Source organism: Clostridium sp. MCC328 (assembly GCF_018785465.1).
GTDB classification, from domain to species: domain Bacteria; phylum Bacillota; class Clostridia; order Lachnospirales; family Lachnospiraceae; genus Pilosibacter; species Pilosibacter fragilis.
This window is the reverse complement of record NZ_WQPW01000097.1, coordinates 1-25,284: the sequence shown is the minus strand read 5'-3', so window position 1 is coordinate 25,284 and position 25,284 is coordinate 1. Positions and strand designations below refer to the sequence as shown.

The following is a 25,284-nucleotide window of genomic DNA, read 5'->3' as shown; positions in this document are numbered from 1 at the left end:
GGTGGTAGTGGATTTTGCCGATTCGGAATGCGAAGCATCGGCAAAATCAGTTACTGTTTGCGCAAGGCGTGAACAGTAACGATCGTGGGATTCGATAAAAGTTATAAGCTCTGTGAGTGTTGCGTGTATACAAAACTTGTCTTATAATAGAAGACAGACCGTAACTGTGAGGTACTGAACAGTTACGACAGACCATAAAAAATGAATGTTGTGATTTGCGCACAGGAAAACACAATCCTGCAGCGGGGCGAAAGCTTGCAGGCAGGGCGGTGCAGGTGCGCATAAAAGGAGGTAATGATGGAATACCGCAGATTTGGAAATACGATCGTAGCAAGAATTGATAAGGACGAGGATGTGCTCGAGAAGATGAAGCGCATCGCGATGCTCGAGGACGTAAAACTCGCGAGTGTCAGCGCACTTGGAACTTTTTCATCCATGACGGTCGGCATCTATGACCTCGAAAAACGCCAGTTTATGGGAAATGATTTCGAGGGAATGTTTGAGATCGTTTCCTTTACAGGAACCATCAACACGATGGACGGAAAGTATTACAGCCACATCCACGCGGCGGCAGCCGACGCGAAGGGCAATGTATACGGCGGGCATTTAAGTCATGGCATTATCGGAGCGACCTGCGAGATGGTGATCACGGTGATCGACGGAGTTGTGGATCGCGTAAAAGATGAGGAGACAGGACTCAATATCTTTAACTTTAGGTACTAAAGTGCAGTAAGGTAACTGTTCAGCAGGTCTGCGCATTTACTGCGCTGACCGTAAGAAAACTTAAGCTGGAAGGCAAAAATCCTATCAGCGCATCCGATCTAGAATGGATTTTTGCTTGTAACTGCGAAGGTACTGAATCGTTACATCTTTTTGTGTATTGTGATAAGAGATAAGAAAAGATCGATAAGGAGCAGGCTATGGAACAGATGATTCCGGGATTTCTGGAAGAGATGTTGAAAAAACAGTATGGAGAGGAAGCTTTCGCGAAGATCCTCGCGGGATATCAGGCGAGACGCCCGGTGACACTCCGGGTCAATCCCTTAAAGGCGGACCGGAACACGGTGGAGCAGGCACTTACCGGTGCCGGGATCGCGTTTAAAAATGTATCATGGTATGAGGATGCGATGATCATCGAGGACGCAAGGGAGCCGGAGATCCAGGAACTTCCGATCTATAAGGAAGGCGGAATCTATCTCCAGAGCCTTTCCTCCATGCTACCGCCGCTGTTTCTCGGCCCGAAGGCGGGAGAGTCTGTCCTCGATATGGCTGCCGCCCCGGGCGGAAAGACGACCCAGATGGCGGCGATGACGGGAAATCAGGCCCAGATCACGGCCTGTGAGAAGAATAAGGCGCGGTCGGAAAAGTTAAAATACAATCTGGAAAAACAGGGGGCATCGGGAACCTACGTGATGGTGGAGGACGCAAGAAAGCTCGACGATTTCTTTTCCTTCGACCGGATCCTTTTGGACGCGCCCTGCAGCGGAAGCGGAACCGTAGAAGTGCGGGACGGTGTCTGCCGGACAAAAATCTCAAAGGAACTTGTGGAAAGATCCGCGAGAACCCAGGAAGAACTGTTAAAAAAGGCGCTGAAGCTGTTAAAATCCGGCCATGAGATGGTCTACTCCACGTGCTCAATCTTAAAAGAGGAGAATGAAGGTCTCTTAAAGCGCGTGTTAAAGAGTTCAGGCGGAGAACTTGTACCGATCGGGGAAGAGTGGACGAAGGAACTTCCGTTACTTCCGAATGCGATGCCGGGGACGCTCCTCGTGGGACCGGATGAACTGTTTGAGGGATTTTTTGTGGCGAAGATCAGAAAAAAATAGAAGCTCTGCGCGGAGCTTCTATTTTTTTGCAAAAACCAATTTAAGCTTTTATGCCGTCCCTGCGGTTCTCAACCTCGATCCGTTTCAGTTCAGGCATGATCGTGATCAGCATCGTGAGAATGCAGGCGGTTCCACCGATGACATTGGAGACCGGCTCAGCGAGGAATACGCCGTCGGTTCCCATATGCATGGCGTAGGGGAGAAAGTAGGTCAGCGGTACAACGATGAATACTTTGCGGAGCAGGGAGAAGAAGATCGCAAAGACCTTCTTGTTCAGGGATTTAAATACCGCCTGACCGATGTACTGGAGGTCCATAAAGATAAAAGCCGCGAAATACATGTTCAGCGCCGGAACCGCATCCTGGATCAGCGCCGCGTCCGAGCTGAAAATACGGATCAGTGTTTCCGGGATGAGGATGATCATGCTCCACATGACGGCCGTGTAGCCGAAAACAAGGAGACTCATGATCAGAATGGATTTCCGTACGCGTCCCGGTCTGCGGGCACCGTAGTTGTAGCTCAGGATCGGGGAGGTTCCCTCTACCATGGCGTGGATCGGTGTCTCAACAAGCTGGCGCACACTGGAGATGATGGTCATGACGGAGATATAGATATCGCCGCCGGTGACGGAAAGGATATTGTTGCAGCAGATCGTCACGAGACTGTTGGTGAGCTGCATGATAAATCCGGCTGCACCGAGGCTGAGGATGTTTTTCGCGTGTCCGGTACATTCCGGGATCTCATTCTTATGAAGGAACCGCAGCTTCAACTCGGATTTTTTCGTGAGGAAAAACACGACGAAGGCGGCAGACAGGCACTGGGAGATCACGGTGGCGATGGCCGCGCCGCGGACGCCGAGTCCGAGGGCAAAAATAAAGAGCGGATCAAGCACCAGGTTCGTTCCGGCACCGATCGCGACGGATAACATGCCGATGCTGGAGTAGCCCTGGGCGTTGATAAACGGGTTCATGCCGACCGCGATCATCGACGGCAGGGTTCCGATCAGATAGAGCATCAAATACGGATAGGCGTAAACGATGGCCTCAGCGGAAGCGCCGAAGAGGATCAGGATCGGACGGGCGAAGAGGAAGCCGACCGCCATCAGGATCACCGCGCAGACACAGAGCATTGTAAAAGAAGTGTTCATAATGCGCCTTGCTGTGTCAGGGTCCTTTTTCCCGCGGAAGATCGAGAAGAGCGGTGCACCGCCGGTTCCAAAGAGATTGCTGAAGGCTGTGATGATGACAATGATCGGAAAGCATAAGCCGACCGCGCCGAGAGCGGCTGTTCCGATCTCCGGGATCCGCGCGATGTAGATGCGATCCACGATATTATATAGAAGGTTTAAGATCTGGGCAATCAGCATGGGGAGCGCGGCTCCGAGGATATTGCCCGTTATGGTTCCGTTTTCAAAATCAATACGTTTCATATGTATGGTAGATTCGATTCGATCCTTTCTAAATTTTCTCTTGCGTTTCAAGTATAGCATCCCCTATAATATATGTAAATTATTGTTTTTGTATAGAAATAAAATAAAATCTATATAATATAAGAAGATTCTTTGTATTCAGACTATGATTTTTACGATCCGGGATCAGGATCCCGCAATTCGTACTGTTGCGGGAGTGGAGGTCTGCAGATCACCGGTCAGAAGGAGAGATGATGGAGATCAGACAGTTAGAATATTTCCGGGCCATCGTTGACGCCGGAACCATCAGTGGGGCGGCGAGGGAGCTTCATATGACACAGCCGCCGTTAAGCTACCAGATGAAAATGCTGGAGGAGGAACTTCAGGTGCCGCTTTTTATCCGCGGTATGAAGCATATCACACTGACGGAGGCGGGAAAAACGCTCTACGAACAGGCGGGAAAGATCCTGATGCTCTCGGAGGTAACGAAGCGGGAGGTCATAAAATCAAGTCAGGCGGCGACGATCCATATCGGAATGACTCCGTCCACCGTGTCCATGATGTCCCATTACCTGATGCGTTTTGCAAAAAGCCATCCCAATATCCATTTTGATATCCACGAGGGATCCACATTCACGATGAGGGATCAGCTTGAGAACCGGATCCTTGACCTCACGACCCTGCGCACGCCAATTACGTTAAGGGGCTGTGAGACGAAAACTCTGGCAGAGGAACGTCTTCTCGCCATGGCAGTTCCGGAGTTTCCTCTTTTAAAAGGACGCACATCGCTCCATCTGCAGGAGCTCTCGGAACAGCCCCTGATCCTGTCCCACCGGTTTCAGAAATATATCGCCTCGAAGTTTGAGGAGGCGGGACTTGTCTGCGATATCTATCTTGCCTGTGAGGATGCGAGGACCGCGATCACGATGGCGGAACGGGGAATGGGGATCGCGATCCTGCCGACTTCGATGCTGGAACTTTCTGATAAGCTGAAAGCATGTGAGGTCTGTGATGCCGATTTTACAACAGAGGTCCTTCTTGCCTGGAGAAAAAGTCGGATTTCGTCGGAAATACAGGAATTTCTGGAATTTTGGAATTGAGAAATGTATTCGTGGAATGCATGAATCTTGAAAAAATCTTGCGAGCAGCTTTTGCAGGCAGATTAGACGAGTGATTTTCAAAAAAACATGCGGTCCTGGAAGCAGACTCGCAGATCGGATACTTTTTTAAATTAACTTTAGAAAGCGTAAAAAGTATGAAAATTTCATATAAGAACGATGAAGGATCGTCTAAGACAAGCCGTCCATGACATAATACACATTATGTCATGGACGGCTTTTTTGAATGAAAAAATGTATGATCGGAAAACGATACGGAAGTCTCGTGGTAATTGAAAAAGTGAAGATTTCAGGGAAACCGAAAACTTATTGGCGGTGTCAGTGTGACTGCGGGAATACATGCACCGTAGAAGATTCACACCTGAAAAACGGACATACGAAGAACTGTGGCTGCAGGAGACGGATCCGAATCCAGGAAAAACGCCTTGATCTCACCGGACAGCGGTACGGCAGGCTTGTGGTTCTGGGACCTGCAGCGGAGCTGACAGAAAAAAAGGAAGGTACGATGGAGCAAAGTGGATCGTCCGAAGGTGATCGCGCGGATCGTCCGGGAAGGATGAGTGACTACTGGCTTTGCCAGTGTGACTGTGGAAAACAATGCATCTGCCGAAAAGAGAATCTCCGCTCCGGGGTCACAAGAAGCTGCGGCTGTCTTCAGGAAGCACAGAGAAAGGTAAATATGAAGAAAGCCATCCATTTTATGGACGGAACCTGTGTGGAGCGGATCGCGTGCAGAAAGACATTTTCCAATAATACTTCCGGTCATCGCGAAGTATACAGAAGAGAAAACAACCGATGGAGAGCCTCCATTGGCTTTCAGGGAAAATCCTACAATCTTGGCAGCTTCGCAACCTATGAGGAGGCAGTTCAGGCGCGGCTGGACGCGGAAAAGCGGTTATATGATCCATTTTTAGCGAAATATCGCGAAGAAAATTCCTGAGGACGCAGGGGGATCACAATACTGATAAAAACACTTCCAACCGCAGGAATACCGGGCAGCTTTGCTACATAGAATGCAGTTTAGGGAGTGATTTTTATAAATTTTTAAGGAGCAAGGGGGAAAGGAGGAGCTTTGTGAGCATACAGAGGCAGAAGAATCCTGTGTGCAGCAATTGAAATATTGACTCACAGTAACTGTTCGACAGAGATACAGTTACGATCCACGATTCAAAGAAGGAGGAAAAGAGAGATGAAGAAGCGCGGAATGAAAAAACGTGTTATGGCAGCACTCATGACGGTCTGTATGGTCGTTGGGTCTGTGCCGGGGGTGTCGTTGGCGGATGTGTCAGGTGAACCATCTGGTACGCTGACACCGGCTGCAAAGAAATATAACTTTGATGGAACAGCGTCAACAGCTACAGATCCGGATATTGAGCTTAACAAGACAGCTGCATATAACGGAACATTTACTGAGAACGGTCAGACAGAACTTACAAAGACCTTTGAGGTTGGAACGAAACTCACGCTTGCGGATATTCCTGCATCCAAGGGTAAGAGCAGCAGTTACAGCGATCAGACCTGGGATAAATTCCCGGTTGGATATATTGTAGGAAAAGATGGAACGACCTTCACGATCACCTACAAGTGGAGATCAAGCGGCAGTGATTATGACTATGGCACCTCCACAAGAGGCAAAGCCACAAACGCAGCTGGTAAGTCCGGACGTTGGATCTTAGAGGGCGGCGGGTTCACGGAGGATAACGGGACAACACAAGAGGACACATGTACACCGGCTGGCATGAGATCGACGGCAAGTGGTATTACTTCAACACAGCATCCGACAAGGGAACACTTGGCGCAATACTTGCGAACACCACAACACCGGATGGATATCAGGTAGATGCAAATGGAGCATGGATCCGGTAATTCCGGCAGGAAACCTTCATGGCTCACCGGGCGCGGGATCCTCATAGCAGTCATGTTTCTTTTGGGACTGGGAATCTTTCTGTACCCGCATATCTGTGACTGGTACTATCAGTATCAGTTCAACAAGGCGATCGCGGCGTATGACCGGTTTCAGGGGATCGACTGCGAAGGAATGATCCAGGCGGCCAGAGAGTACAATGAAAGACTTGCAAAGAAAGAGGAACAGTTTCTGGTTCCCGCAGAGGAACGGGAGGAGCTTGACCACCTTCTGGATCCATGGGAAACAGGGATGATGGGATATGTGGACATTCCGAAGATCGGGGTCCACGTTCCCATTTACCACGGAACGGAAGAGCGGGCGCTTCAGTCGGGCGCCGGTTTCTGGTATGGGACAAGCCTGCCGGTGGGCGGTGAAAATACCCATTGTGTGCTGGCCGCCCATAACGGTCTTGTGAAGGCGAAACTGTTCACTGACCTGGACAAACTGGAAGTGGGAGATCGGTTCACTCTGGATGTCTTAAACGAGACATTCACGTATGAGGTGGATCAGATCCTCGTAACACTTCCGGAAGAGACGGAAGAACTTTATGTCCAGAACGGAAAAGACCTTGTGACGCTTTATACCTGTACTCCGTATGGGGTAAATACCCACAGGCTCCTTGTCCGCGGACACCGGGTAACAGAACCGGAAGAATGATGGAAAAAATGCGCCGGTTCACAAAAAAGTGAAAACGGAGCTTTTTTCGACATAAATTGACATGGAGGGAATCGAAAATGAAAAAGAAAATGAACAAGGTTTTAGTAGTCTGCACAGCGGCAGCAGCGATGACAGCATTTTCAGGAACCGCTTTTGGGGCAACTCTCGATCTGGAGTCAAAGACAGCGGTTGCTGACGCGAAGGATGGAGCCGGGGATATCCAGGAGGCCATAAATCAGATCTCGGGGAACGGAAATAAAGATGGGTGGACCATCAAAATAAAGTCTGGTACATATGACCGATTTACAATTCCGGCAGATTTTAAGAACATCACGGTTGAGGGAGAGAAAAACAGCGTTATTCAGGTGATGAATGCGTCAGTGGCAGACAACCTTTCAGATGCTGGCGGAATTAACGCGTTTGGCAGTAATATTACTTTAAAAGGACTTACAATTGATGCTGGAAATGTACCGGCTGAAGAGGGAAAGTTTACAGCAGCGGTTTCCAATCACAATGGCGCAGTAGGTGGAACTGGCTTTTCTCTTCATGTTGAAAACTGTACGATTAAGGGAACAGATTCACAATTTGCGGATGGTATTTTATTTGACAGTCCGGGATTTGATGTGAAAAATTGTAAAATTTCAGGTTTTAAGCAGGCAGTTGAATTCTTTGGAGATAATTTTGTAGTTCCGGAATCTGGAAATATGGTCAGTGGGAATACGGTCCGTGACTGTAGCTTTGCTATTCATGGATATTTTGGCGGCGGCTCGGATGGCGGAGTGCTGAGTTTTAAGAATAATAAGGTAACCGGTACGGATGATCTGTGCGCCAAAGTAGTGATTCAGGATCTGAGTAATACAGGGGCCGTTCGCGCGGATATCTCTGGAAACACATTTGTGAATGCACTTGTGGGACTTGTGAATCTGAGAGAAAACGGGAAAACGATCTCACCAGTATTGACCTCCAATGAGATGGGCGCAAACAGTTTTTATGTTGAGGCGGTGGAGCCGGGAACCATTGAATTTTATGCGACATATCATGCGCCGGAGAACAGCGAAGGCTGCTGGAGAGTGACAGGAATTGAAGATTTTGGCATTGATGCCGGATTAAATCCGGATGGATCCAAAGCAAAGATCGAGGAGTTGGTGGATGCAGCGAATGAAAGTGGATCCAGAACGTTGAGCATTACGGGAATTGATGAAAACAATCTGATCAAAACGTTCACTTATTTTAAAGATGGAATTTACTGGGACAGCGATAAGGAAAGTAAACCGTCGGTGGACAAAAAAGCGGATGGTCAGGACCGTATCGAGGCAGCAAGGCCAGGAGATGTTATTTCTTTTACACTGGAATCCAATCTGCCGCAGTCACTGTCAGCGCAGGTAAAAAGACGTACTCCAAATGACGACAGACCAGATGATGACAGACCATATATTATAGAAAAGAAGTCTTATCAGCTGATATTCCATGATAAGATGAGCAGTAATCTTTCTCTTAATCAGGCTACATTGAAAGTCGAAATCATGAATAATGGAAAGCTTGTGGAACTGCCGGAGAAATATTACATGGTGCGTACAGATCTTGAAGGTGAGACTTTCCGGGTAACAGTAGGACTTGTGGCAGCGTTTAATGATGGTCAGATCTCGTATGATCAGCTGAAGAATGCGGCACAGATCGTCGTATCTTATGACGCAACGGTAAAAGACAGTGTTATCAATGGAGACAAGGTGGAGAACCGTGCATGGGTCAACGACAGCGAAGAGGATATCGTTGACGGCCCGGTCATCGATCCAGATGTTCCGTCCACCGGTGGAGTTGGAACAAAAGCCTTCACAGCAGCAGGAATCGCCCTGATGGGAGTTGCAGCAGGTGCTGTGATCGTGACAGGTAAGAAAAAGAAAGAAGAACAGTAATTCAGACTTTTCGGATTGTTGCTAGTTATGAGAACGAGGTAGAGACATGAAAAAATCATGGAAAAGTTTCATGACCGTCACCGCAGCCGCTGCTGCGATGACGGCTGCCATGGCATTTTCTTCGTTGGCGGCTGTGGCGAAGGTAGATGATGACCTTCCGGAAAACCGTCATATCGTATCGGTAGCTTCCGGCGGATATGAGACGGGATTCCAGATCAAGGCGGCTCATGGCGCGGACATCTACGAGACGACAAGTTATCCGATCGATAAAAAGGCAGACGGCGAGGATGAGATCGGAACCGTAAGTCAGGGAAAGAAGATCGAGTTTACACTGAACTCCAGTCTTCCAAAGCTGCTTGCACGCTATGTTGTAACGGCATCCAACGCCTCACCGGCAAACTCCGCAAGGGAGATTCGCAAAGTCCGCGTACATAGTGCGTCCGGCGCGGGAATAGTCCGCGTACACAGTGCGTCCGGTGCGGAGACAGTCCGCGTGTACAGCGCATCCGGTGCCGGAAGAGCGGGAAGCGTAATCAGGGACAACTACGACAATGAGATTGCCAGACAGTTCCTTTTAGCAGATGAAAAATATGCGATCCCGGATTCTGTTGTGGAGACCATGGTCTTCCACGATGAGATGAACCGGTATCTGAAGTTTATCGACGGTACGCTCCGTGTGACTGCGGGCAGGGATGGAAAAGAAGTTCCTTCCGGGTATTACACGGTAACAGCCAGTGGTTCCAACGCATTCCGGGTTGAGGTTGATCTTGTAAACCTCTTTAATACCGGAATCATCGATTATGAAGATCTGACGGGTGAAAATCCGATTACAGTGACCTATGAAGCGGTCGTGACAGACGACGCGATCCAGGGGGACGAGCTGTTTAACGAAGCCTGGGTCAACGATGGAGAACATGACTCCGTGGAAGGTGCGGTCCTCGATAAGAAGGTTCCGTCCACAGGCGGAATGGGACGGGGAATGTTCACGGGTCTTGGACTCCTGTTTATGGGCACAGCGGCAGCAGCAGGGAAGAGAAAAAGAAGCATGTAGATCAGATACAGAAATCGATGTAGAAGGAAGGAATCCAAGATGACAGGAATTCGGAAAAAGAATAAGATCCTGGGCTTTATTTTTGCCGTGCTTGCGGTATGGATGGTGATATTTCAAAATCCGTCCTACGCGGCACAGCGGTGCAGCCTGAATGTAAAAACAGAACAGGCCGGAATGACGGTATATCTCTATCGGGTTGCAGAAAAACAGGCGGGTGTCTATGTACTGAATGAGAATTTTCAGGCTTCCGGCGCGGATGTTTCCGGAGGAGGCTCCAGAGAGGCTGCGATCACTCTGACAAATTTTGTGAAGGCGCAGGGGACCCAGCCTTACCGGACCGGAACGGGAAGCGGAAAACATGTGTTTTTTCGGAATCTTCCGGATGGAGAGGCTCTCTACCTTGTGACGGGGGATCCGCTGACCGTTGGCGGCAAGACCTACATTCCGGCACCGGTTCTCGTGGAAGCGGGCGGTGCCGCGGCGGAAGCAGATATCAAGTGTGATATTGAAGAACCGGAAAACCCGACAAACCCAACGGAACCGACGAATCCGACCGAACCCACAAACCCGACGGATCCATCGAATCCGACCTCTCCGACCCGTTATCATGATGACAGTGATGATGACGACTGGGATCCGACTCCGAATAAGAAGCCGACGATCACAACAGCGGCTGACGAGACGGTGACGATCACAGATGCGGAGACACAGTCGGAAACCAGAGTGGAGGAGAGTACGGCAGAGAGTGAAACAGAGACATCTACGGAGACAACCGTGGAGAACGAAAAGAAGCTTCCTCAGACAGGACAGCTGTGGTGGCCGGTAGGGATCCTGCTCTCCGCAGGCGCAATCCTTCTGGCGGCAGGTCTTGTGATGAAAAAGAGAAGTAAGGAAAAATAAAAAAATTAAAGAGAAACATGAGGATACAGATATGAAAAAGAAAACGCTTCATCCCTCCGGATTTACAAGCAAATGGAGAGCATACTCCAGTACCACAACTCCGCCGACAGAACCGGGACGTTATACCATGACAGTCGTTGTCCTCGGCGGTAACTATCTGGCCTCTCCGATCAATCGGTCCTTCCAGATCACGAAGTAGGACGGCTGAATGGTAAAATCGCGGGTTCTGTAGCCCGCGATCAGGAGACATTCATATGAAAAAAAGTATGCATCACATTCCCGTTATCAGATCAATGGGGATGTGATGCGTATTTTGATGTAAAAAGAATGTGCCCAGGCGGCTCCGTAAGGAACCACCCGGGCACATTGGATTGTTTCGTTATTAGTACAACTTTGCACCGGCCGGGATTCTGTCATCGACCATCAGAAGGTTCAGTCCCTCATGGCCATCTTCCTCATGGACTGCTGAGATCAGCATACCTTCGGAATCGATTCCCATCATCTTTCTCGGCGGAAGGTTCACAATCGCGATTGCTGTCTTTCCAACCAGCTCTTCCGGCTCGTAATACTCGTGAATACCGCTTAAGATCACGCGGTCCTTGCGCTCTCCGTCGTCCAATGTGAACTTCAGGAGTTTCTTGGACTTCGGTACCGCTTCACAAGCTAAAATCTTAACTGCGCGGAAATCGGATTTTGCGAATGTTTCGAAATCAACCATTTCTTTGAAGATCGGCTCGATCTTAACGTTGGAGAAATCGATCTTCTCAACAGTCTTTGCTGCCGGAGCGGCTACGGAAGACTTGGAAGATTTTTTGTCGGAATCTAAGGACTTCATTGTCGGGAAGAGCAGTACGTCACGGATCGCCGGGGAGTTTGTAAATAACATAACAAGACGGTCGATACCGTATCCGATACCACCGGTCGGCGGCATACCGATCTCAAGGGCATTTAAGAAGTCCTCGTCAGTGGTATTTGCCTCGTCATCACCGGCAGCAAGTGCTGCTTCCTGTGCTTTGAAACGCTCTCTCTGGTCGATCGGGTCGTTTAACTCGGAGTATGCGTTGCACATCTCACGGGCATAGATATAGAGCTCGAAACGCTCAACCTGCTCCGGGTGACCCGGTTTCTTCTTGGTAAGCGGGGAGATCTCGATCGGATGGTCTGTGATGAAGGTCGGCTGGATCAGGTGCTCCTCAACGAATTCCTCGAAGAAGAGGTTGATGATGTCGCCGCGGACATGACGATCCTCGTAGTGAACGCCCTTCTCATCTGCTAATTTCTTTGCTTCCTCAGTCGTAGTGATCTCATTGAAATCAATACCGGTATATTTTTTGATCGCGTCGATCATGGTAAGGCGCTCGAACGGCTTTCCAAGGTCGATCTCGACATCTGCGTACGGAATCGTTGTGGATCCGCAGATCTGCTTTGCAATATGACGGAACATATCCTCTGTGAGATCCATCATTCCCTGGTAATCCGTGTATGCCTGATATAACTCCATAAGAGTAAATTCCGGGTTGTGTCTTGTATCAAGACCTTCATTACGGAATACACGGCCGATCTCGTAAACGCGCTCCATACCGCCGACGATGAGTCTCTTTAAGTAGAGCTCAAGGGAGATACGAAGCTTTACATCCTCGTCGAGAGCGTTATAGTGTGTCTCGAACGGTCTCGCAGCAGCACCGCCTGCGTTTGCGACGAGCATCGGAGTCTCGACCTCAAGGAATCCGAGGTCATCTAAGTATCTGCGGATGCAGCTGATGATCTTGGAACGCATAACGAATGTCTTCTTAACGTCCTCGTTCATGATCAGGTCAACGTATCTCTGACGGTAACGGGTATCTGTGTTTGTGAGTCCGTGGTACTTCTCCGGAAGGATCTGTAAGCTCTTGGAGAGGAGTGTTACGGAATGGGCATGAACAGAGATCTCGCCCATCTTTGTTGTGAATACAAAGCCCTTGACGCCGACGATATCGCCGATATCCATTCTCTTGAAGTCTTTGTAGGAATCCTCACCGAGGTCATCGCGGCATACATAGCACTGGATGTTGCCCTTGAGATCCTGGACGTTGCAGAAGGAAGCTTTACCCATGACACGCTTGGACATGATACGTCCGGCGATGGAAACTTCCTTTCCGTCATATTCTGCGTAATGATCCTTGATATCCGCGCTGTGAGCTGTCTGATCATATTTTGTGATCTGGAACGGGTCTCTGCCCTCTGTCTGTAACTCAGAAAGCTTCTCGCGGCGCACCTTTAAGAGCTGGTGGATATCCTGCTCTTTTGCATTTGCATTCTTGTTCTGATTCTGCTGTTCAGCCACTTTTCTATTTCTCCTTCACTGTAGTCTTTGTGTATGATCGATACGGTCGTGTACAGAATTTTCAGTCCGGAAAATTCCCGTCTGTACACGATGACGATCAATCGACTCTTTTAATATCGAGTACCTTGTACTGGATAACTCCGGACTGTGTCTCAACGTCAACAACGTCGCCAACGCGTTTTCCGATCAGCGCGTGTCCGACCGGGGACTCGTTGGAGATCTTATTCTCAAGGCTGTTTGCCTCTGTGGAACCAACGAGCTTGAATTCCATCTCCTCGTCGAAATCGACATCGTAAACTTTTACGATACATCCAACGTTGATCTTGTCAAGGTTTACCTCGTCCTCAACAACGACCTCCGCGTTCTTTAACAGCTTCTCGAGCTCTTCGATTCTTAACTCGATATCTCTCTGCTCGTCTTTCGCAGCATCGTACTCGGCGTTCTCGGATAAGTCTCCCTGTTCTCTTGCCTCTTTGATCTTCTGGGCAATCTCACGACGGCGGTTTACTTTCAGATCCTGAAGCTCATCCTCGTATTTTTTCAGTCCTGCATAAGTTAAAATATGTTTCTTATCAGCCATGACGTCTTACCTTTCTTATTGTTTCGGGGCAGAATGTCCCTTTATAATTTTTAGCTTTACATTCTCTGTATTATAGCGTGAACACTGGGGATTGTCAAGAAGACGAAAGGCTTTGTTTTTGAGGATTTTCACGGTATCTTTTGATAAAAAATGACTCGTATGGACAGAGGCTGCATCTTATTAGGAAGAAACAGAAAACAGGGAGAGGACAGGAAATAACAGACAAGGTAAAAACAGGAATAATTACTGATATTTACTTGATATCCTATCCGCGCTATGCTATAATCAGGTTGATCAAAAATATTTATGAGAAAGGAAGTTACCAATATGCAGTACGCGATTGCACATTTAGATCAGGACGGCAACGGAGATTCCGACAAGAATCCATATATCTCCGTTGACTTTGAAAATAACCTTGAGTCATGTCTTGAGGCGGCAAATATGATGGAGGATGAGGGATATAAGGAGATCACACCGTTTATCCTTGAGGATGAGGGAAAAAGCGGCACTTATACCTGGGAGTATGTGAGACAGCATTCCATTTAAATTTGGAAAAGAGAAATTGGGGAGATCCTGCGGGGCGTGTGAATGCTCTGCGGGGTCTTTTTTGTTGCGATGCAGTTGGAAGAAGCTGTCGGCAGTAGGTCCTGTAAGTCTTGTAAGAAGGAAAAAATAGAAAAACTTGACGAACATATGTTCTGACTGTATAATGGAAACATAAGATTTTAGGGAGAGAATTGAGTCTGGAATCGAGATAAACCATATCAGGAAAGCCGCAGAGACATTTAGTGGCTATGTATTAGTAAGGGATGTTGGTGACAGGTTCTGTAGGTTTTTTGGAGTGCTGGAAGATGACAGATAAGACTGAATAAAAGCTAAGACTAAATAACAGAGAAAACGGAGAAAATATATGAATCAGATCAACCGTGAGGATATGCTGGAGCTTACGAGAAGAATGACATTGAAGAGAAACTGCTTTGACCGGATTGCAGGGGCTTATCTGGGTAGGGACGGGTTTGTAGACGGGACATTTAATAAGAATTTCCGTCAGCTCTCCCTGCCAGATCAGCAGAAGAATCTTGATATCGCGAAGACGATCCCGTTTTCGGAGACGAATGTGGCGTTGAAGGAATATGTCTTTTCGGGGGAGGAGAAAAAGCCCGGGAGTGTGTGGCAGCTGCTCTGCGCACTGCGGGAGTGTGAGCTGAAAAACGATGCACTGCTTGATATTTTTTATGAAGTGTTTGGGGAAAAATATCCGGCGTCGGGGGATTATGCGGTCTATTTCTTTCACGGGAATTATGATGTTCCGAGAAAGGCAAAGGATAAGGAAAGCCTCTGGGAATCGGAGGAAGTTTACCGGTTCCTGATCTGTGCGGTGTGCCCGGTGAGCGGAGATTATGAGCCGGGGATGCCGGTCTGCGGATTTATGTTTCCGGCGTTTAAGGACCGGGGACCGGATAATGGGCGGATCCAGGTGTTTGAAGCGGATCCGGCGCGGCCGCATAGGGATTTTTTAAATTTGATCTTGCCAGTGAGTGCATATATTTTGTGAAGGTATGTGGGGAAAATGGAAATTGATGTCGGAAGGGAGACGGGCTATGGCGGATAGAATGAGCAAGATGGATAGATCAAACAGAATTTACGCAGCGATCGATCTGAAGTCATTTTACGCCTCTGTTGAGGTGGTGGATCGAAAACTGGATCCGATGACGACGCACCTTGTCGTCGCGGACCGGAGCCGGACATCGAAAACGATCTGCCTTGCGGTATCGCCTTCTTTAAAGGCGTATGGGATTCCCGGACGCGCGCGCCTCTTTGAGGTGGAGCAGAAGGTGGAGGAGGTGAACCGGGAGAGAAGGCGGCGGGCCCCCGGTGGAAAATTCACGGGAAGTTCCTGTGATGCGGTTGAACTGACGAAAAGACCGGATCTTGCGCTGGATTTTATCGCTGCGCCGCCGCAGATGGCCCACTATATGGAGAAAAGTTCACAAATTTACCAGATCTATTTAAAATATGTGGCACCGGAAGATATCCATTCCTATTCGATCGATGAGGTCTTTATCGACCTGACTTCCTATCTTGAGACATACCATATGTCGGCGCATGAGCTGACGACACGGATGATCCGGAATGTGCAGAAAGAAACCGGCATTACGGCGACTGCGGGGATCGGAACGAATCTGTACCTTGCAAAGATCGCGATGGATATTATGGCAAAGCACATCGAACCGGACGCGGACGGAGTGCGTATCGCGGAACTGGATGAGATGAGTTACCGGAGATATCTGTGGGGACACCGTCCGCTGACGGATTTCTGGCGTGTGGGCCGGGGATACGCGAAAAAACTGGAAGAACGGGGAATCTACACGATGGGGGATATCGCCAGATGCTCCCTCGGAAAGGAAAACGATTATTATAACGAAGATCTTCTGTACCGGATGTTCGGTGTCAACGCGGAACTTCTGATCGACCATGCCTGGGGGTATGAGCCGTGTACGATCGCGGATGTCAAGGCGTACCAGCCGGAAAACCACAGCGTCGGATCCGGGCAGGTTCTTGCCTGTCCATATACCGTCCAGAAGGCAAGGCTCGTCGTGCGGGAGATGGCGGACCTTTTGGCTCTGGATCTTGTGGACAAAAAGCTGACAGCGGACCAGGTGGTCTTGACGGTGGGATACGATATCGAAAACCTGACGGATTCAAAACTCAGAAAGAACTACAGCGGGGAGATATCCACGGACCGTTATGGAAGACGGATCCCGAAACACGCCCACGGCTCCAGAAATCTTGGCGGGCAAACTTCCTCCACGAAACGGATCACGGAGGCGGTTATGGAGCTCTACGATGAGATCATGAATCCAAAGCTTCTTGTGCGCCGGATCGCGATTTCCGCAAACCATGTGGTCTGTGAGGGAACGGAACAGAACGTGCAGGAGTACGAACAGTTGAATCTCTTTACCGATTACGGCACACAGGTGGAGCAGAAAAAGAAGGAAGAGGAAGAATTGGCGCGGGAAAAACGAATGCAGCAGGCGGTTCTGGAGATCAAGAAAAAGTTCGGAAAGAACGCGGTCTTAAAGGGAATGAATCTGGAAGAGGGCGCGACCGCGGTAAAGCGGAACAACCAGATCGGAGGTCACAGGGCATGAGTACATGGGAGAAATATCGGGATATGATCGATCTTCCATATCCGGGAGAATCAAAGCATACCCGGATGCCGGTGAGGGACAGGGCAGCCCAGTTTGCTCCATTTGCTGCGCTCACCGGATTTGGCGCAGTGTTAAAAGAGACGGAACGTATTACGGAAAAGCGGATCGAGCTGGATGAGTACGAGAAGGAAAAGCTGAATGAGAATCTGCGGCTTCTATTGGAAAAACAGGAATCCCGTCCAGAAATCACAGTAACCTTTTTTGTACCCGATGAAAAGAAGGACGGAGGAGCATATCGGACGATCTCCGGTCATATAAAGAGAGTGGACGAGGAGAGTCATTGTTTGATTTTAGAGGAAGGGGAAAGAATTCTGCTGGAAGATATTTTTGATCTCGCATTCACTGCTCATGAAAAGTAAAGAGAGACGATATAAAAATGTTATAAAATTAATAACAAAATACTTGCGTTAATTATTTAACAATAGTATAATGTTTATAGAACTTAGAAAAGCGAAGCGTGATTGGTTCCTGATAAAACCTGTGAAACACAGGTCGGAAACTTGAGATCCCTGTCTGTAATGACAGAATTGTGAAAGGAGAAGAGAGCGTATGGCAAGATTTACATTACCGAGAGACATTTATCATGGAAAAGGATGTCTGGAAGAACTGAAGAATCTGAAGGGAAAGAAAGCATTTCTCGTAGTAGGCGGCGGTTCTATGAAACGCCAGGGATTCCTTGACAAGGCTGTTCATTACTTAAAAGACGGTGGAATGGAAGTTGAAGTTTTTGAGGGCGTAGAACCGGATCCGTCGGTGGAGACCGTTATGAGAGGCGCGGAAGCGATGCGCAAGTTTGAGCCGGACTGGATCGTATCCATGGGCGGCGGTTCCCCGATCGATGCGGCGAAGGCGATGTGGGCGTTCTATGAGTACCCGGAGACTACATTTGAAGACCTGATCACTCCGTTCAGCTTCCCGGAACTGAGACAGAAAGCAAGATTCGCGGCGATTCCGTCCACATCCGGTACAGCTACAGAGGTAACGGCATTCTCTGTTATCACAAACTATCAGACCGGAGTGAAATATCCGCTGGCTGACTTTAATATTACTCCGGACGTTGCGATCGTAGATCCGGATCTCGTGATGGGACTTCCGGTGAAACAGGTTGCCTATACCGGTATGGATGCCCTGACCCATGCGATCGAGGCGTACGTCTCCACATTAAACGGACCGTTTACGGATCCGCTGGCACTTCAGGCGATCGAGATGGTTCTGGAATACCTTCCGGCATCTTACAATGGAAATACCCATGCGAGAGAGGAGATGCATTACGCGCAGTGTCTCGCGGGAATGGCATTCTCCAATGCGCTTCTTGGAATCGTTCACTCTATGGCCCACAAGACGGGAGCTGCGTTCTCCACCGGACATATTCCGCACGGATGCGCGAACGCAATCTATCTTCCGTATGTCATCCAGTATAACGCGAAGGATACCGTCGCAGCTGATCGTTACGCGGAGATCGCAAGAAGAATGGGATTAGAGGGAAGATCCAGACAGGCCCTGATCAACAGTCTCTGCGCGAAGATCAATGAATTCAATGAGAAGCTGAATATTCCGAAGACACTGAAAGAATTCGGCATCAATGAGGACGAATTTAAGGAGAAGGTGGATCGTATCGCGGAACTCGCGGTTGGCGATGCATGTACCGGATCGAACCCGAGAGAGATCGATCCTGCGAATATGGCGAAGCTGCTTACCTGCACATATTACGGAACTGAAGTTGACTTTTGACGATAATTTGAGATGCAGCTGTGAGGGTGCTAAGCAGCTGTTGGAAAGATTATCCGCATAATATAAATATTGTGGTGTAATCAGATCTTGTAAGGAGATCAAATTGGGAAAATCTCTGCCGGAAATATCTGGCAGAGATTTTCTGTTTGCAGGTTACTGTTCACGCCTTGCGCAAACAGTAACTGATTTTGCCGATGCTTCGCATTCCGAATCGGCAAAATCCACTACCACCACTGTATTGTACGGAATTTTCAGTTCAGAAAATTCCTACCCGTGTACAGTAACGTTTCCAGGATATATCAAGCGAGGTTTTTCTATCATTCTATTGACTTTCTGTAGAAGCCACTCTATAATATATGGTATTGAATACTACATCACAGGGAAAAATAAATAAGAACTGTGATAGGGAATAGAGCTGGAGGAAGCAGTATGAATTATAGAATTATTGGGGATAGCTGCATGGATCTTACTGAGGAGCAGAGGAAGGACCCACATTTTACCCTGATCCCGTTTACGCTTATGGTGGAAGACCATCAGTTTGTCGACGATAAGAATTTTAACCAGAAGGAATTCTTAAAGATCGTAAAGGAAAGCCCGGAGTGTCCGAAGACTGCATGCCCGTCTCCGGAGACATTTAAGGAAGCTTACTGCTGCGAGGAGGAGAATGTATTTGTTATTACGATCTCTTCCCACCTGAGCGGATGCTATAACAGTGCGGTTCTCGCAAAGAATCTTTATGAGGAAGAGTTTGGAACCGGAAAGAAGAATATCGTGGTGATCGATTCTGAGTCTGCTTCTACCGGAGAAGTAAATCTCGCGCTTTATGTTCAGGAACTCTGTGAGCAGGATATTCCGTTTGAAGAGATCGTAAAGAAAACTCTCGAGTACCGTGACAGACAGAAGACGTATTTCGTTCTGGAAACTCTGGATACATTGAGAAAGAACGGACGACTCACCGGACTTCAGGCGTTCTTCGCGACAAAATTAAACATTAAGCCTGTTATGGGTGCGGATCACGGCGTGATCATCAAACTGGATCAGGCCCGCGGAATCCAGAAGGCACTTCAGAGAATGGTGGAGATCGTTGTGAAAGATGCAGGAACAGTGGAAGATAAGTGTCTTACGATCGCTCACTGCAATGCGCCGGAACGTGCCCAGTATGTAAAAGAAAAATTTGAACAGGCCGCAAAGTTCAAAAAGATCATTGTGACCGAGACAGCCGGACTTGCTACCGTTTATGCAGGGGACGGCGGAATCATTGTGGCAGTATAAATAATGGAAAAGAAATGAGAAAGGCGTTCGATCCACCCGGAGAAAAATCCGGATGATGGATTTAACGCCTTTTTTATGTAGCAGGAAATTCCCTGTTACATAAAAAGGCACTGACGTGCCAAAGATGCGCACTCGCGCGAAGATGTAGACTGTCGCAAACGACCGCGCGAGGCGCGGGAATGTGCCAAGGCACATTCATTTTATCGAAATGAGAAAGCAGTTACAGGTCCATCCCCTGAAAAATATGATGTTCCTTTAAATATTTTGCAATGGAATTCAAAACCAGTCTTTTATTCCCGCTCCATTCCGGTGCGATCAGAATCGACTTTGGCCCGTCGCCGCTGATCCGATGGATCACAGTTTCCTGTGGGAGGATCTTTAAACAGTCACCGATCAGTTCCAGATATTCCGGCAGTTCCAGTGTGTGAAACCCGCCGGATGCATAAAGATCGGCAAGATCTGTCCCTTTTAACACATGAAGGAGCTGCAGCTTGATCCCATCCACATGGAGCTTCCCAAGGTAATTCACGGTTTCCAGCATCTGTTCCCTCGACTCTCCGGGAAGTCCGAGGATCACATGGACGATCACCGTGAGTCCGGCAGCCTTTAACCTGCGGTAGGCATCCTCAAAAACGGGGAGCGCATATCCCCGGCGGATGAGTTTTGCCGTATCCTCATGGATCGTCTGCAGACCGAGTTCTATCCAGACTGGTTTTTCTTTATTTAACCGGGAAAGAAGCTCTACGGTTTCATCCGGGAGGCAGTCCGGCCGTGTACCGATGGAGAGTGCGCAGATCTCCGGGAGAGAGATTGCCTCAGAAAAGAGTTGTTTCAGATAGGAGAGTGGGGCATAAGTGTTTGTGTATGACTGGAAATACGCGATATAGGCAGCGTCATCTCCTGAGATCTTCCGGCTGACGCGGGCCTTCGCAAGGTCAGCCTGCTCTCTAAGGGATCCGGCCTGCTTTTCTGCAAAATCACCGGATCCGCCGGCACTGCAAAAGATACAGCCGCCCCTTCCCAGTGTGCCATCCCGGTTTGGACATGTCATGCCGCCGTCCAGAGCGAGTTTATAGACTTTTTTCCCAAATATCTTTTTTAATTCATAGTCGAGAGAGTGGTACGGTTTGCCATTCCAGTCTGTCTGACGCATAAAACAGATCCTTTCAAAAAATAAGTTTTCCTTGCAACACATATACGAGGTATTATATAATAATAAGAGGTTTCTTTTCAACCTGATTTCCGGAAAAGTTACTGCGCCTGCTTTGCGCGTAGTTACTGTTCACGCCTTGCGCAAACAGTAACTGATTTTGCCGATGCTTCGCATTCCGAATCGGCAAAATCCACTACCACCACTGTATTGTACGGAATTTTCAGTTCAGAAAATTCCTACCCGTGTACAGTAACTGTGGGTACAGTAACCCGGAAAACACAGCAAAGCTTCTACATAAGGTGCCGGCTGTGAAGAAAATAAAAATATCCGCCAAAGCGGATCGAAAAGGAGAACTGGGGTTATGGATAGAGAAGCTGCAAAGAAAGCATTACAGAGCGCGAAAGCGACCGGATTTTTCAAAGAAATGTACGGGGACGGCGCCGCTGAGAATGAAAAGCGCTATGAGCATGTTCTTGAGGGATTCGAAAAGTCATTCGGGGGGGATCAGGTGAGTCTTTTTACTTCCGCAGGACGTACCGAGATCAGCGGAAACCACACAGACCACAATAATGGAAAAGTTCTGGCTGGAAGCATCAACCTTGACTGTGTTGCCTGCGCGGCGGCAAACGGAACCGATGAGATCCACATTATCAGTGAGACATACAGCCAGAAATTCACGATCAATATCAAAAATTTAAAGCCGAGCGACAAGATGGCCGGAACCATCGACCTGACAAAGGGAATGCTGGCCGGATTTCAGGAGATGGGATATCAGATCGGCGGCTTTGATGCTTATATCACAAGCAACGTGATCAGCGCCGCCGGAGTCAGCTCCTCCGCTTCCTACGAAATGCTGATCTGTTCCATGATCAACGAGTTCTTCAATGACGGAAAAGTGGACGTCGTTACATATGCCCATGTCGGCAAATACGCGGAAAACAAATACTGGAATAAAGGTTCAGGTCTTCTCGACCAGATGGCATGCGCGGTGGGCGGCATGATCACCATCAACTTCAAGAATCCTTTAGAACCGGTTGTTGAGAAACTCGACTATGATTTCGGTGCTCAGGATCACAGCCTGATCATTGTCCAGACCGGAAAAGGTCATGCGGACTTAAGCGCGGAGTATTCCTCCATCCCGAATGAGATGAAGAGGGTGGCAGCCGTGTTTGGAAAGGAAGTCTGCGCGGAGATCACGGAACAGGAAGTGATCGAAAATGCGGCGAAAGTGAGAAAAGAGGCGGGTGACCGCGCGTTCTTACGTGCCCTTCACTTCTTTGAGGAGAACAAGCGTGTTGAAAAACAGGTTCAGGCATTAAAGGAGAACCGTTTTGACGAATTCTTAAGCCTGATCACTGAATCCGGAAATTCTTCTTGGAAATGGCTCCAGAACTGTTATGTTCCGGGATCTGAGGAGCAGGGGATCACTTCCGCGTTAGCACTCACAGAGTTATTTATTAAGGAAAAAGGCTGCGGCGCATGCCGTGTTCACGGCGGCGGATTTGCGGGCGTTATTATGGCGATGCTGCCGAATTCCGTGACAGACGAGTACATCGCTTATATTGAAAAGGCAATGGGAGAGGGAAGCGCATACCGTATGAGCATCCGCCCGTACGGAGCGGTATGCGTGGATGGATATATCGCATGAATCGGAGACACGCACGGAGCCTGATTCTTATAGCTGCCGCTTCCGGTGTATTAACTGCATGCTCAAAGCCGGATCCCGGTATGGGGGAGACGAGAAAACTCATTATGGGGACCTTCACTGAGGACAGCGTGATTGACCGGGCTGGAAAAGCCGTGGCGGCGACCATCAGCAACACAGTTCCCGGAGTCTATGTGGAGACCTGGCCGTCAAAAGGCGCCTATATGAATATAGATCATCTGTTTGACGGGACATATGATCTCGTGATCGTTCCGGCTGGGGCAGCTTACGAGGCGTATACGGGAACCGGTGCCTGTGAGGGAGAAAAAAAGGAAAAACTTCGTGCAGTAGCGGCATGTTATCCGATCGTCTCCACATGGATATCCCCGAAAAAACTGGGACTTTCGAAGGTACAGGAACTGAAGGGGCATCCGCTTGCCGTGGGAAATGAAGGTTCTGAGACGGCAAAGGTATCCGGAGAAGTGTTCGATGTCCTTGGAATCGACAAGGAGAACACGGAGATCTGGTATTATGGGATCCAGGGTGGAGCCGACGGGGTCCGGGACCAGTGGGCTGACGGGATCCATGCGTTCACGGAGTCCCCTGTCCCGGTTTACCAGGAGCTGGCGGCAGAGGATGGGATCCGGTTCTTATCCTACACGGACGAAGAACTGGATGAGATCTTAGACGGCCATCCGGAATACAGTAAGATCAAAGTTCCGGCAGGGACTTATGAAAATCAGGACGATGAGGTCGGGACCTTCTGCGAAAAAGTCCTTGTCTGCGTGTCTGCGGATATGGATGAAGACCTTGTTCATGAGATCGCCTGGGCATTGGAGGTCAACGGACCGGTGTATACAGCCGGAGAACCGTTTATGCGGGCGATGGATGACAGGGAGTTCCGGGCTTCTAAGATCCCGATTCCGCTTCATGACGGGGCAAAACGGTATTATGAGGAGCAGGGATATTTCAAATAGTAATATATTCCGTAACTGTTCAGTAGGTCTGCGCATTTACTGCGCTGGCCGTAAGAAAACTTAGAATAGAAGGCAAAAAATCCTATCGGCACAGCCGATTTGGAATGGATTTTTGCGCGTAACTGTGAGGGGTACTGAACAGTTACAATATCCCTCAAAATAACAAGCGGTCTTATAAGAGACCGGGAAAAGGAGATGTCCTATGTTGTACAAAGAATTGATCGAATTATTTGACATGTTAGACAGCGCATCAGCATCCGGCAGCGAGGTGGTGGAGTATTTTAGATCCATCGATCCCACGTGTCAGGTGGAAACGTATCCGCTTGAAGGACCAAAAGGCCATACAGATATGGTGAGAATCCTGATTCCGGGAAAAAACGGAAAATCAAAGGGCGGAAACGCTGGAACGATCGGCATTCTCGGACGCCTCGGCGGTCTGGGGGCAAGACCGGAACAGATCGGGTTTGTCTCCGACGGTGACGGTGCCCTGACAGCGTTAGCGGTTGCCGCAAAGCTTCTCAGAATGCAGGCAAAGGGCGATTTCCTTGAGGGCGACGTATTCGTATCTACGCATGTCTGCCCGGACGCTCCGACAGCTCCCCATGAACCGGTGCCGTTTATGAACTCCCCGGTGGAAACCTGGCAGGTGAATAAGGAGGAAGTGACGGACGATCTGGACGCAGTTCTGGTTGTGGATACCACAAAGGGAAACAGGATCATCAACCACCGTGGATTCGCAATCTCACCGACGGTATGTCAGGGATATATTTTGAGGGTCAGCGAGGATCTTCTCGATGTGATGCAGACGACAACAGGAAAACTTCCTTATGTATTTGCTCTGACACAGCAGGATATCACGCCTTATGGAAATGGAATCTTCCATTTAAACAGCATCCTGCAGCCTGCGACGGCGACAAAAGCCCCGGTGGTAGGCGTTGCGATCACGACGGAGACGACCGTTGCCGGATGTGCAACGGGAGCTACCCATATGGAAGACCTGGATGAGGCAGCCCGGTTTATGATCGAGTCGGCGAAAACATTCGGAAGAGGAAAACTGAGTTTTCTGGACAAGGAGGAGTTTGCGCGGATCAAGGAGCTTTACGGCAGCATGGAACACTTCCAGACGCTTGGAAAGAAGAGTGAAGAGGCGTAAGCTTCGGGAAAAGATCCGGGTCTCAGCCGGATTCCGGCAGCAGATGTAATTTTTTAAGAAATTTGACAGAAATTTATCATAAATCCCGGCGGAAAAAATTTGACAGGTTCTGCCGGGATTGTTACAATTACGGGTAGAGCAAAAATTGTAACAATATGCGATAACCGTCTATGGGACGGGGTGATGGAGAACATACATGTCAGACAGAGAAATGATAGAAGAAACTAAGAAAGATGTTCCGGATCAGATGGAGCCGGCGATCCCGGAGATCCCGGCGGAGAAATCCGAGAAAGAACCGGAGATCGAAGCCGCAGAGTCCGCCAGCACAGAGCCGGAGGCAAAGGCAGCAGAGGCCGCCAGCACAGAACCGGAGGTCGAAGCCGCAGAGTCCGCCAGCACAGAGCCGGAGGTCGAAGCCGCAGAGTCCGCCAGCACAGAGCCGGAGGTCGAAGCCGCAGA

At 48.9% G+C, this 25,284-nt stretch carries 23 protein-coding genes and 1 pseudogene; 20 read left to right on the top strand and 4 right to left on the bottom strand.

Annotated elements, in window-relative coordinates; all coding sequences use genetic code 11:
* The first annotated feature begins 297 nt into the window (after positions 1-297).
* The gene (locus tag GPK83_RS13610) at positions 298-723 is read left to right on the top strand and encodes a PPC domain-containing DNA-binding protein (RefSeq protein WP_117552042.1); all 426 of its coding nucleotides are present in this window, start codon (positions 298-300) and stop codon (positions 721-723) included.
* Positions 724-920: 197 nt separating this feature from the next.
* Positions 921-1,826: an RsmB/NOP family class I SAM-dependent RNA methyltransferase gene (locus GPK83_RS13605; RefSeq protein ID WP_215705006.1), complete on the top strand. Its 906-nt coding sequence runs from the start codon at positions 921-923 to the stop codon at positions 1,824-1,826.
* A gap of 40 nt (positions 1,827-1,866) precedes the next feature.
* On the opposite strand, the gene GPK83_RS13600 is transcribed toward GPK83_RS13605, so the two are convergent.
* On the bottom strand, positions 1,867-3,255 hold the full coding sequence (locus GPK83_RS13600) for an MATE family efflux transporter (RefSeq protein WP_215705005.1): 1,389 nt from the start codon (positions 3,253-3,255) through the stop codon (positions 1,867-1,869).
* A 233-nt stretch (positions 3,256-3,488) separates the two neighbouring features.
* Between GPK83_RS13600 and GPK83_RS13595 the strand changes: the two genes are divergently transcribed.
* The 8 genes from GPK83_RS13595 to GPK83_RS13560 all read left to right on the top strand — a co-directional run bounded on the left by GPK83_RS13595 (position 3,489) and on the right by GPK83_RS13560 (position 10,978).
* Positions 3,489-4,334, top strand: a complete 846-nt coding sequence (locus tag GPK83_RS13595; RefSeq protein ID WP_015554965.1) for a LysR family transcriptional regulator — start codon at positions 3,489-3,491, stop codon at positions 4,332-4,334.
* Positions 4,335-4,578: 244 nt separating this feature from the next.
* Entirely contained in the window at positions 4,579-5,292 is a 714-nt protein-coding gene (locus GPK83_RS13590) for a hypothetical protein (RefSeq protein WP_117484607.1), read from the top strand.
* A gap of 249 nt (positions 5,293-5,541) precedes the next feature.
* Positions 5,542-6,192 (top strand): hypothetical protein, encoded by a 651-nt coding sequence (locus GPK83_RS17395; RefSeq protein WP_345941824.1) that lies wholly within the window; start codon positions 5,542-5,544, stop codon positions 6,190-6,192.
* 6 nt (positions 6,193-6,198) lie between these two features.
* Positions 6,199-6,915 carry a class C sortase gene (locus GPK83_RS13580; RefSeq protein ID WP_015554961.1) on the top strand — a complete coding sequence of 239 codons (717 nt, stop codon included), beginning with the start codon at positions 6,199-6,201 and terminating at the stop codon, positions 6,913-6,915.
* A 77-nt stretch (positions 6,916-6,992) separates the two neighbouring features.
* A complete protein-coding gene (locus GPK83_RS13575; RefSeq protein WP_215705004.1) occupies positions 6,993-8,828 on the top strand; it encodes an isopeptide-forming domain-containing fimbrial protein in 1,836 nt (611 codons plus the stop codon).
* 46 nt (positions 8,829-8,874) lie between these two features.
* Positions 8,875-9,879, top strand: a complete 1,005-nt coding sequence (locus GPK83_RS13570) for a hypothetical protein (RefSeq protein ID WP_117515815.1) — start codon at positions 8,875-8,877, stop codon at positions 9,877-9,879.
* A 39-nt stretch (positions 9,880-9,918) separates the two neighbouring features.
* Entirely contained in the window at positions 9,919-10,779 is an 861-nt protein-coding gene (locus GPK83_RS13565; RefSeq protein ID WP_215705003.1) for an LPXTG cell wall anchor domain-containing protein, read from the top strand.
* Positions 10,780-10,810: 31 nt separating this feature from the next.
* Positions 10,811-10,978 carry a hypothetical protein gene (locus GPK83_RS13560; protein ID WP_015554957.1) on the top strand — a complete coding sequence of 56 codons (168 nt, stop codon included), beginning with the start codon at positions 10,811-10,813 and terminating at the stop codon, positions 10,976-10,978.
* 183 nt (positions 10,979-11,161) lie between these two features.
* Here the strand turns inward: GPK83_RS13560 and lysS are convergent, their stop codons facing one another.
* Both lysS and greA read right to left on the bottom strand, forming a co-directional pair.
* On the bottom strand, positions 11,162-13,102 hold the full coding sequence (lysS, locus tag GPK83_RS13555; RefSeq protein WP_215705002.1) for a lysine--tRNA ligase: 1,941 nt from the start codon (positions 13,100-13,102) through the stop codon (positions 11,162-11,164).
* A 97-nt stretch (positions 13,103-13,199) separates the two neighbouring features.
* Complete coding sequence (gene greA, locus GPK83_RS13550; RefSeq protein WP_015554956.1) at positions 13,200-13,682, bottom strand: transcription elongation factor GreA; 483 nt, start codon at positions 13,680-13,682, stop codon at positions 13,200-13,202.
* A 306-nt stretch (positions 13,683-13,988) separates the two neighbouring features.
* On the opposite strand from greA, the gene GPK83_RS13545 reads away from it, so the two are divergent.
* From GPK83_RS13545 to GPK83_RS13520, 6 genes are all read left to right on the top strand, one after another.
* A complete protein-coding gene (locus GPK83_RS13545) occupies positions 13,989-14,228 on the top strand; it encodes a hypothetical protein (RefSeq protein WP_147355152.1) in 240 nt (79 codons plus the stop codon).
* A gap of 364 nt (positions 14,229-14,592) precedes the next feature.
* Positions 14,593-15,237 carry a DUF4317 family protein gene (locus GPK83_RS13540; RefSeq protein ID WP_215705001.1) on the top strand — a complete coding sequence of 215 codons (645 nt, stop codon included), beginning with the start codon at positions 14,593-14,595 and terminating at the stop codon, positions 15,235-15,237.
* A 67-nt stretch (positions 15,238-15,304) separates the two neighbouring features.
* Positions 15,305-16,834: a DNA methylase gene (locus tag GPK83_RS13535; protein WP_215705000.1), complete on the top strand. Its 1,530-nt coding sequence runs from the start codon at positions 15,305-15,307 to the stop codon at positions 16,832-16,834.
* Positions 16,831-17,253 (top strand): hypothetical protein, encoded by a 423-nt coding sequence (locus GPK83_RS13530; protein ID WP_015554951.1) that lies wholly within the window; start codon positions 16,831-16,833, stop codon positions 17,251-17,253. The genes GPK83_RS13535 and GPK83_RS13530 overlap by 4 nt, the downstream gene beginning before the upstream one ends.
* Before the next feature lie 190 nt (positions 17,254-17,443).
* A complete protein-coding gene (locus GPK83_RS13525) occupies positions 17,444-18,625 on the top strand; it encodes an iron-containing alcohol dehydrogenase (protein WP_117503015.1) in 1,182 nt (393 codons plus the stop codon).
* A 429-nt stretch (positions 18,626-19,054) separates the two neighbouring features.
* Entirely contained in the window at positions 19,055-19,897 is an 843-nt protein-coding gene (locus tag GPK83_RS13520; protein WP_117484590.1) for a DegV family protein, read from the top strand.
* A gap of 220 nt (positions 19,898-20,117) precedes the next feature.
* Here GPK83_RS13520 and GPK83_RS13515 read toward each other — a convergent pair whose 3' ends face one another.
* Positions 20,118-21,050, bottom strand: coding sequence for a TIGR01212 family radical SAM protein (locus GPK83_RS13515; RefSeq protein ID WP_117472287.1), 933 nt, complete (start codon positions 21,048-21,050; stop codon positions 20,118-20,120).
* Between the two features lie 361 nt (positions 21,051-21,411).
* Here GPK83_RS13515 and GPK83_RS13510 point away from each other — a divergent pair, with 361 nt between their 5' ends.
* From GPK83_RS13510 to GPK83_RS13495, 4 genes and pseudogenes are all read left to right on the top strand, one after another.
* A complete protein-coding gene (locus GPK83_RS13510) occupies positions 21,412-22,698 on the top strand; it encodes a galactokinase family protein (protein ID WP_215704999.1) in 1,287 nt (428 codons plus the stop codon).
* Positions 22,674-23,672 (top strand): TAXI family TRAP transporter solute-binding subunit, encoded by a 999-nt coding sequence (locus GPK83_RS13505; RefSeq protein WP_345941823.1) that lies wholly within the window; start codon positions 22,674-22,676, stop codon positions 23,670-23,672. The genes GPK83_RS13510 and GPK83_RS13505 overlap by 25 nt, the downstream gene beginning before the upstream one ends.
* A 202-nt stretch (positions 23,673-23,874) precedes the next feature.
* Entirely contained in the window at positions 23,875-24,825 is a 951-nt protein-coding gene (locus GPK83_RS13500; RefSeq protein WP_215704997.1) for a DUF1177 domain-containing protein, read from the top strand.
* Between the two features lie 196 nt (positions 24,826-25,021).
* Positions 25,022-25,284, top strand: a pseudogene (locus GPK83_RS13495) (hypothetical protein); the annotation flags it as partial.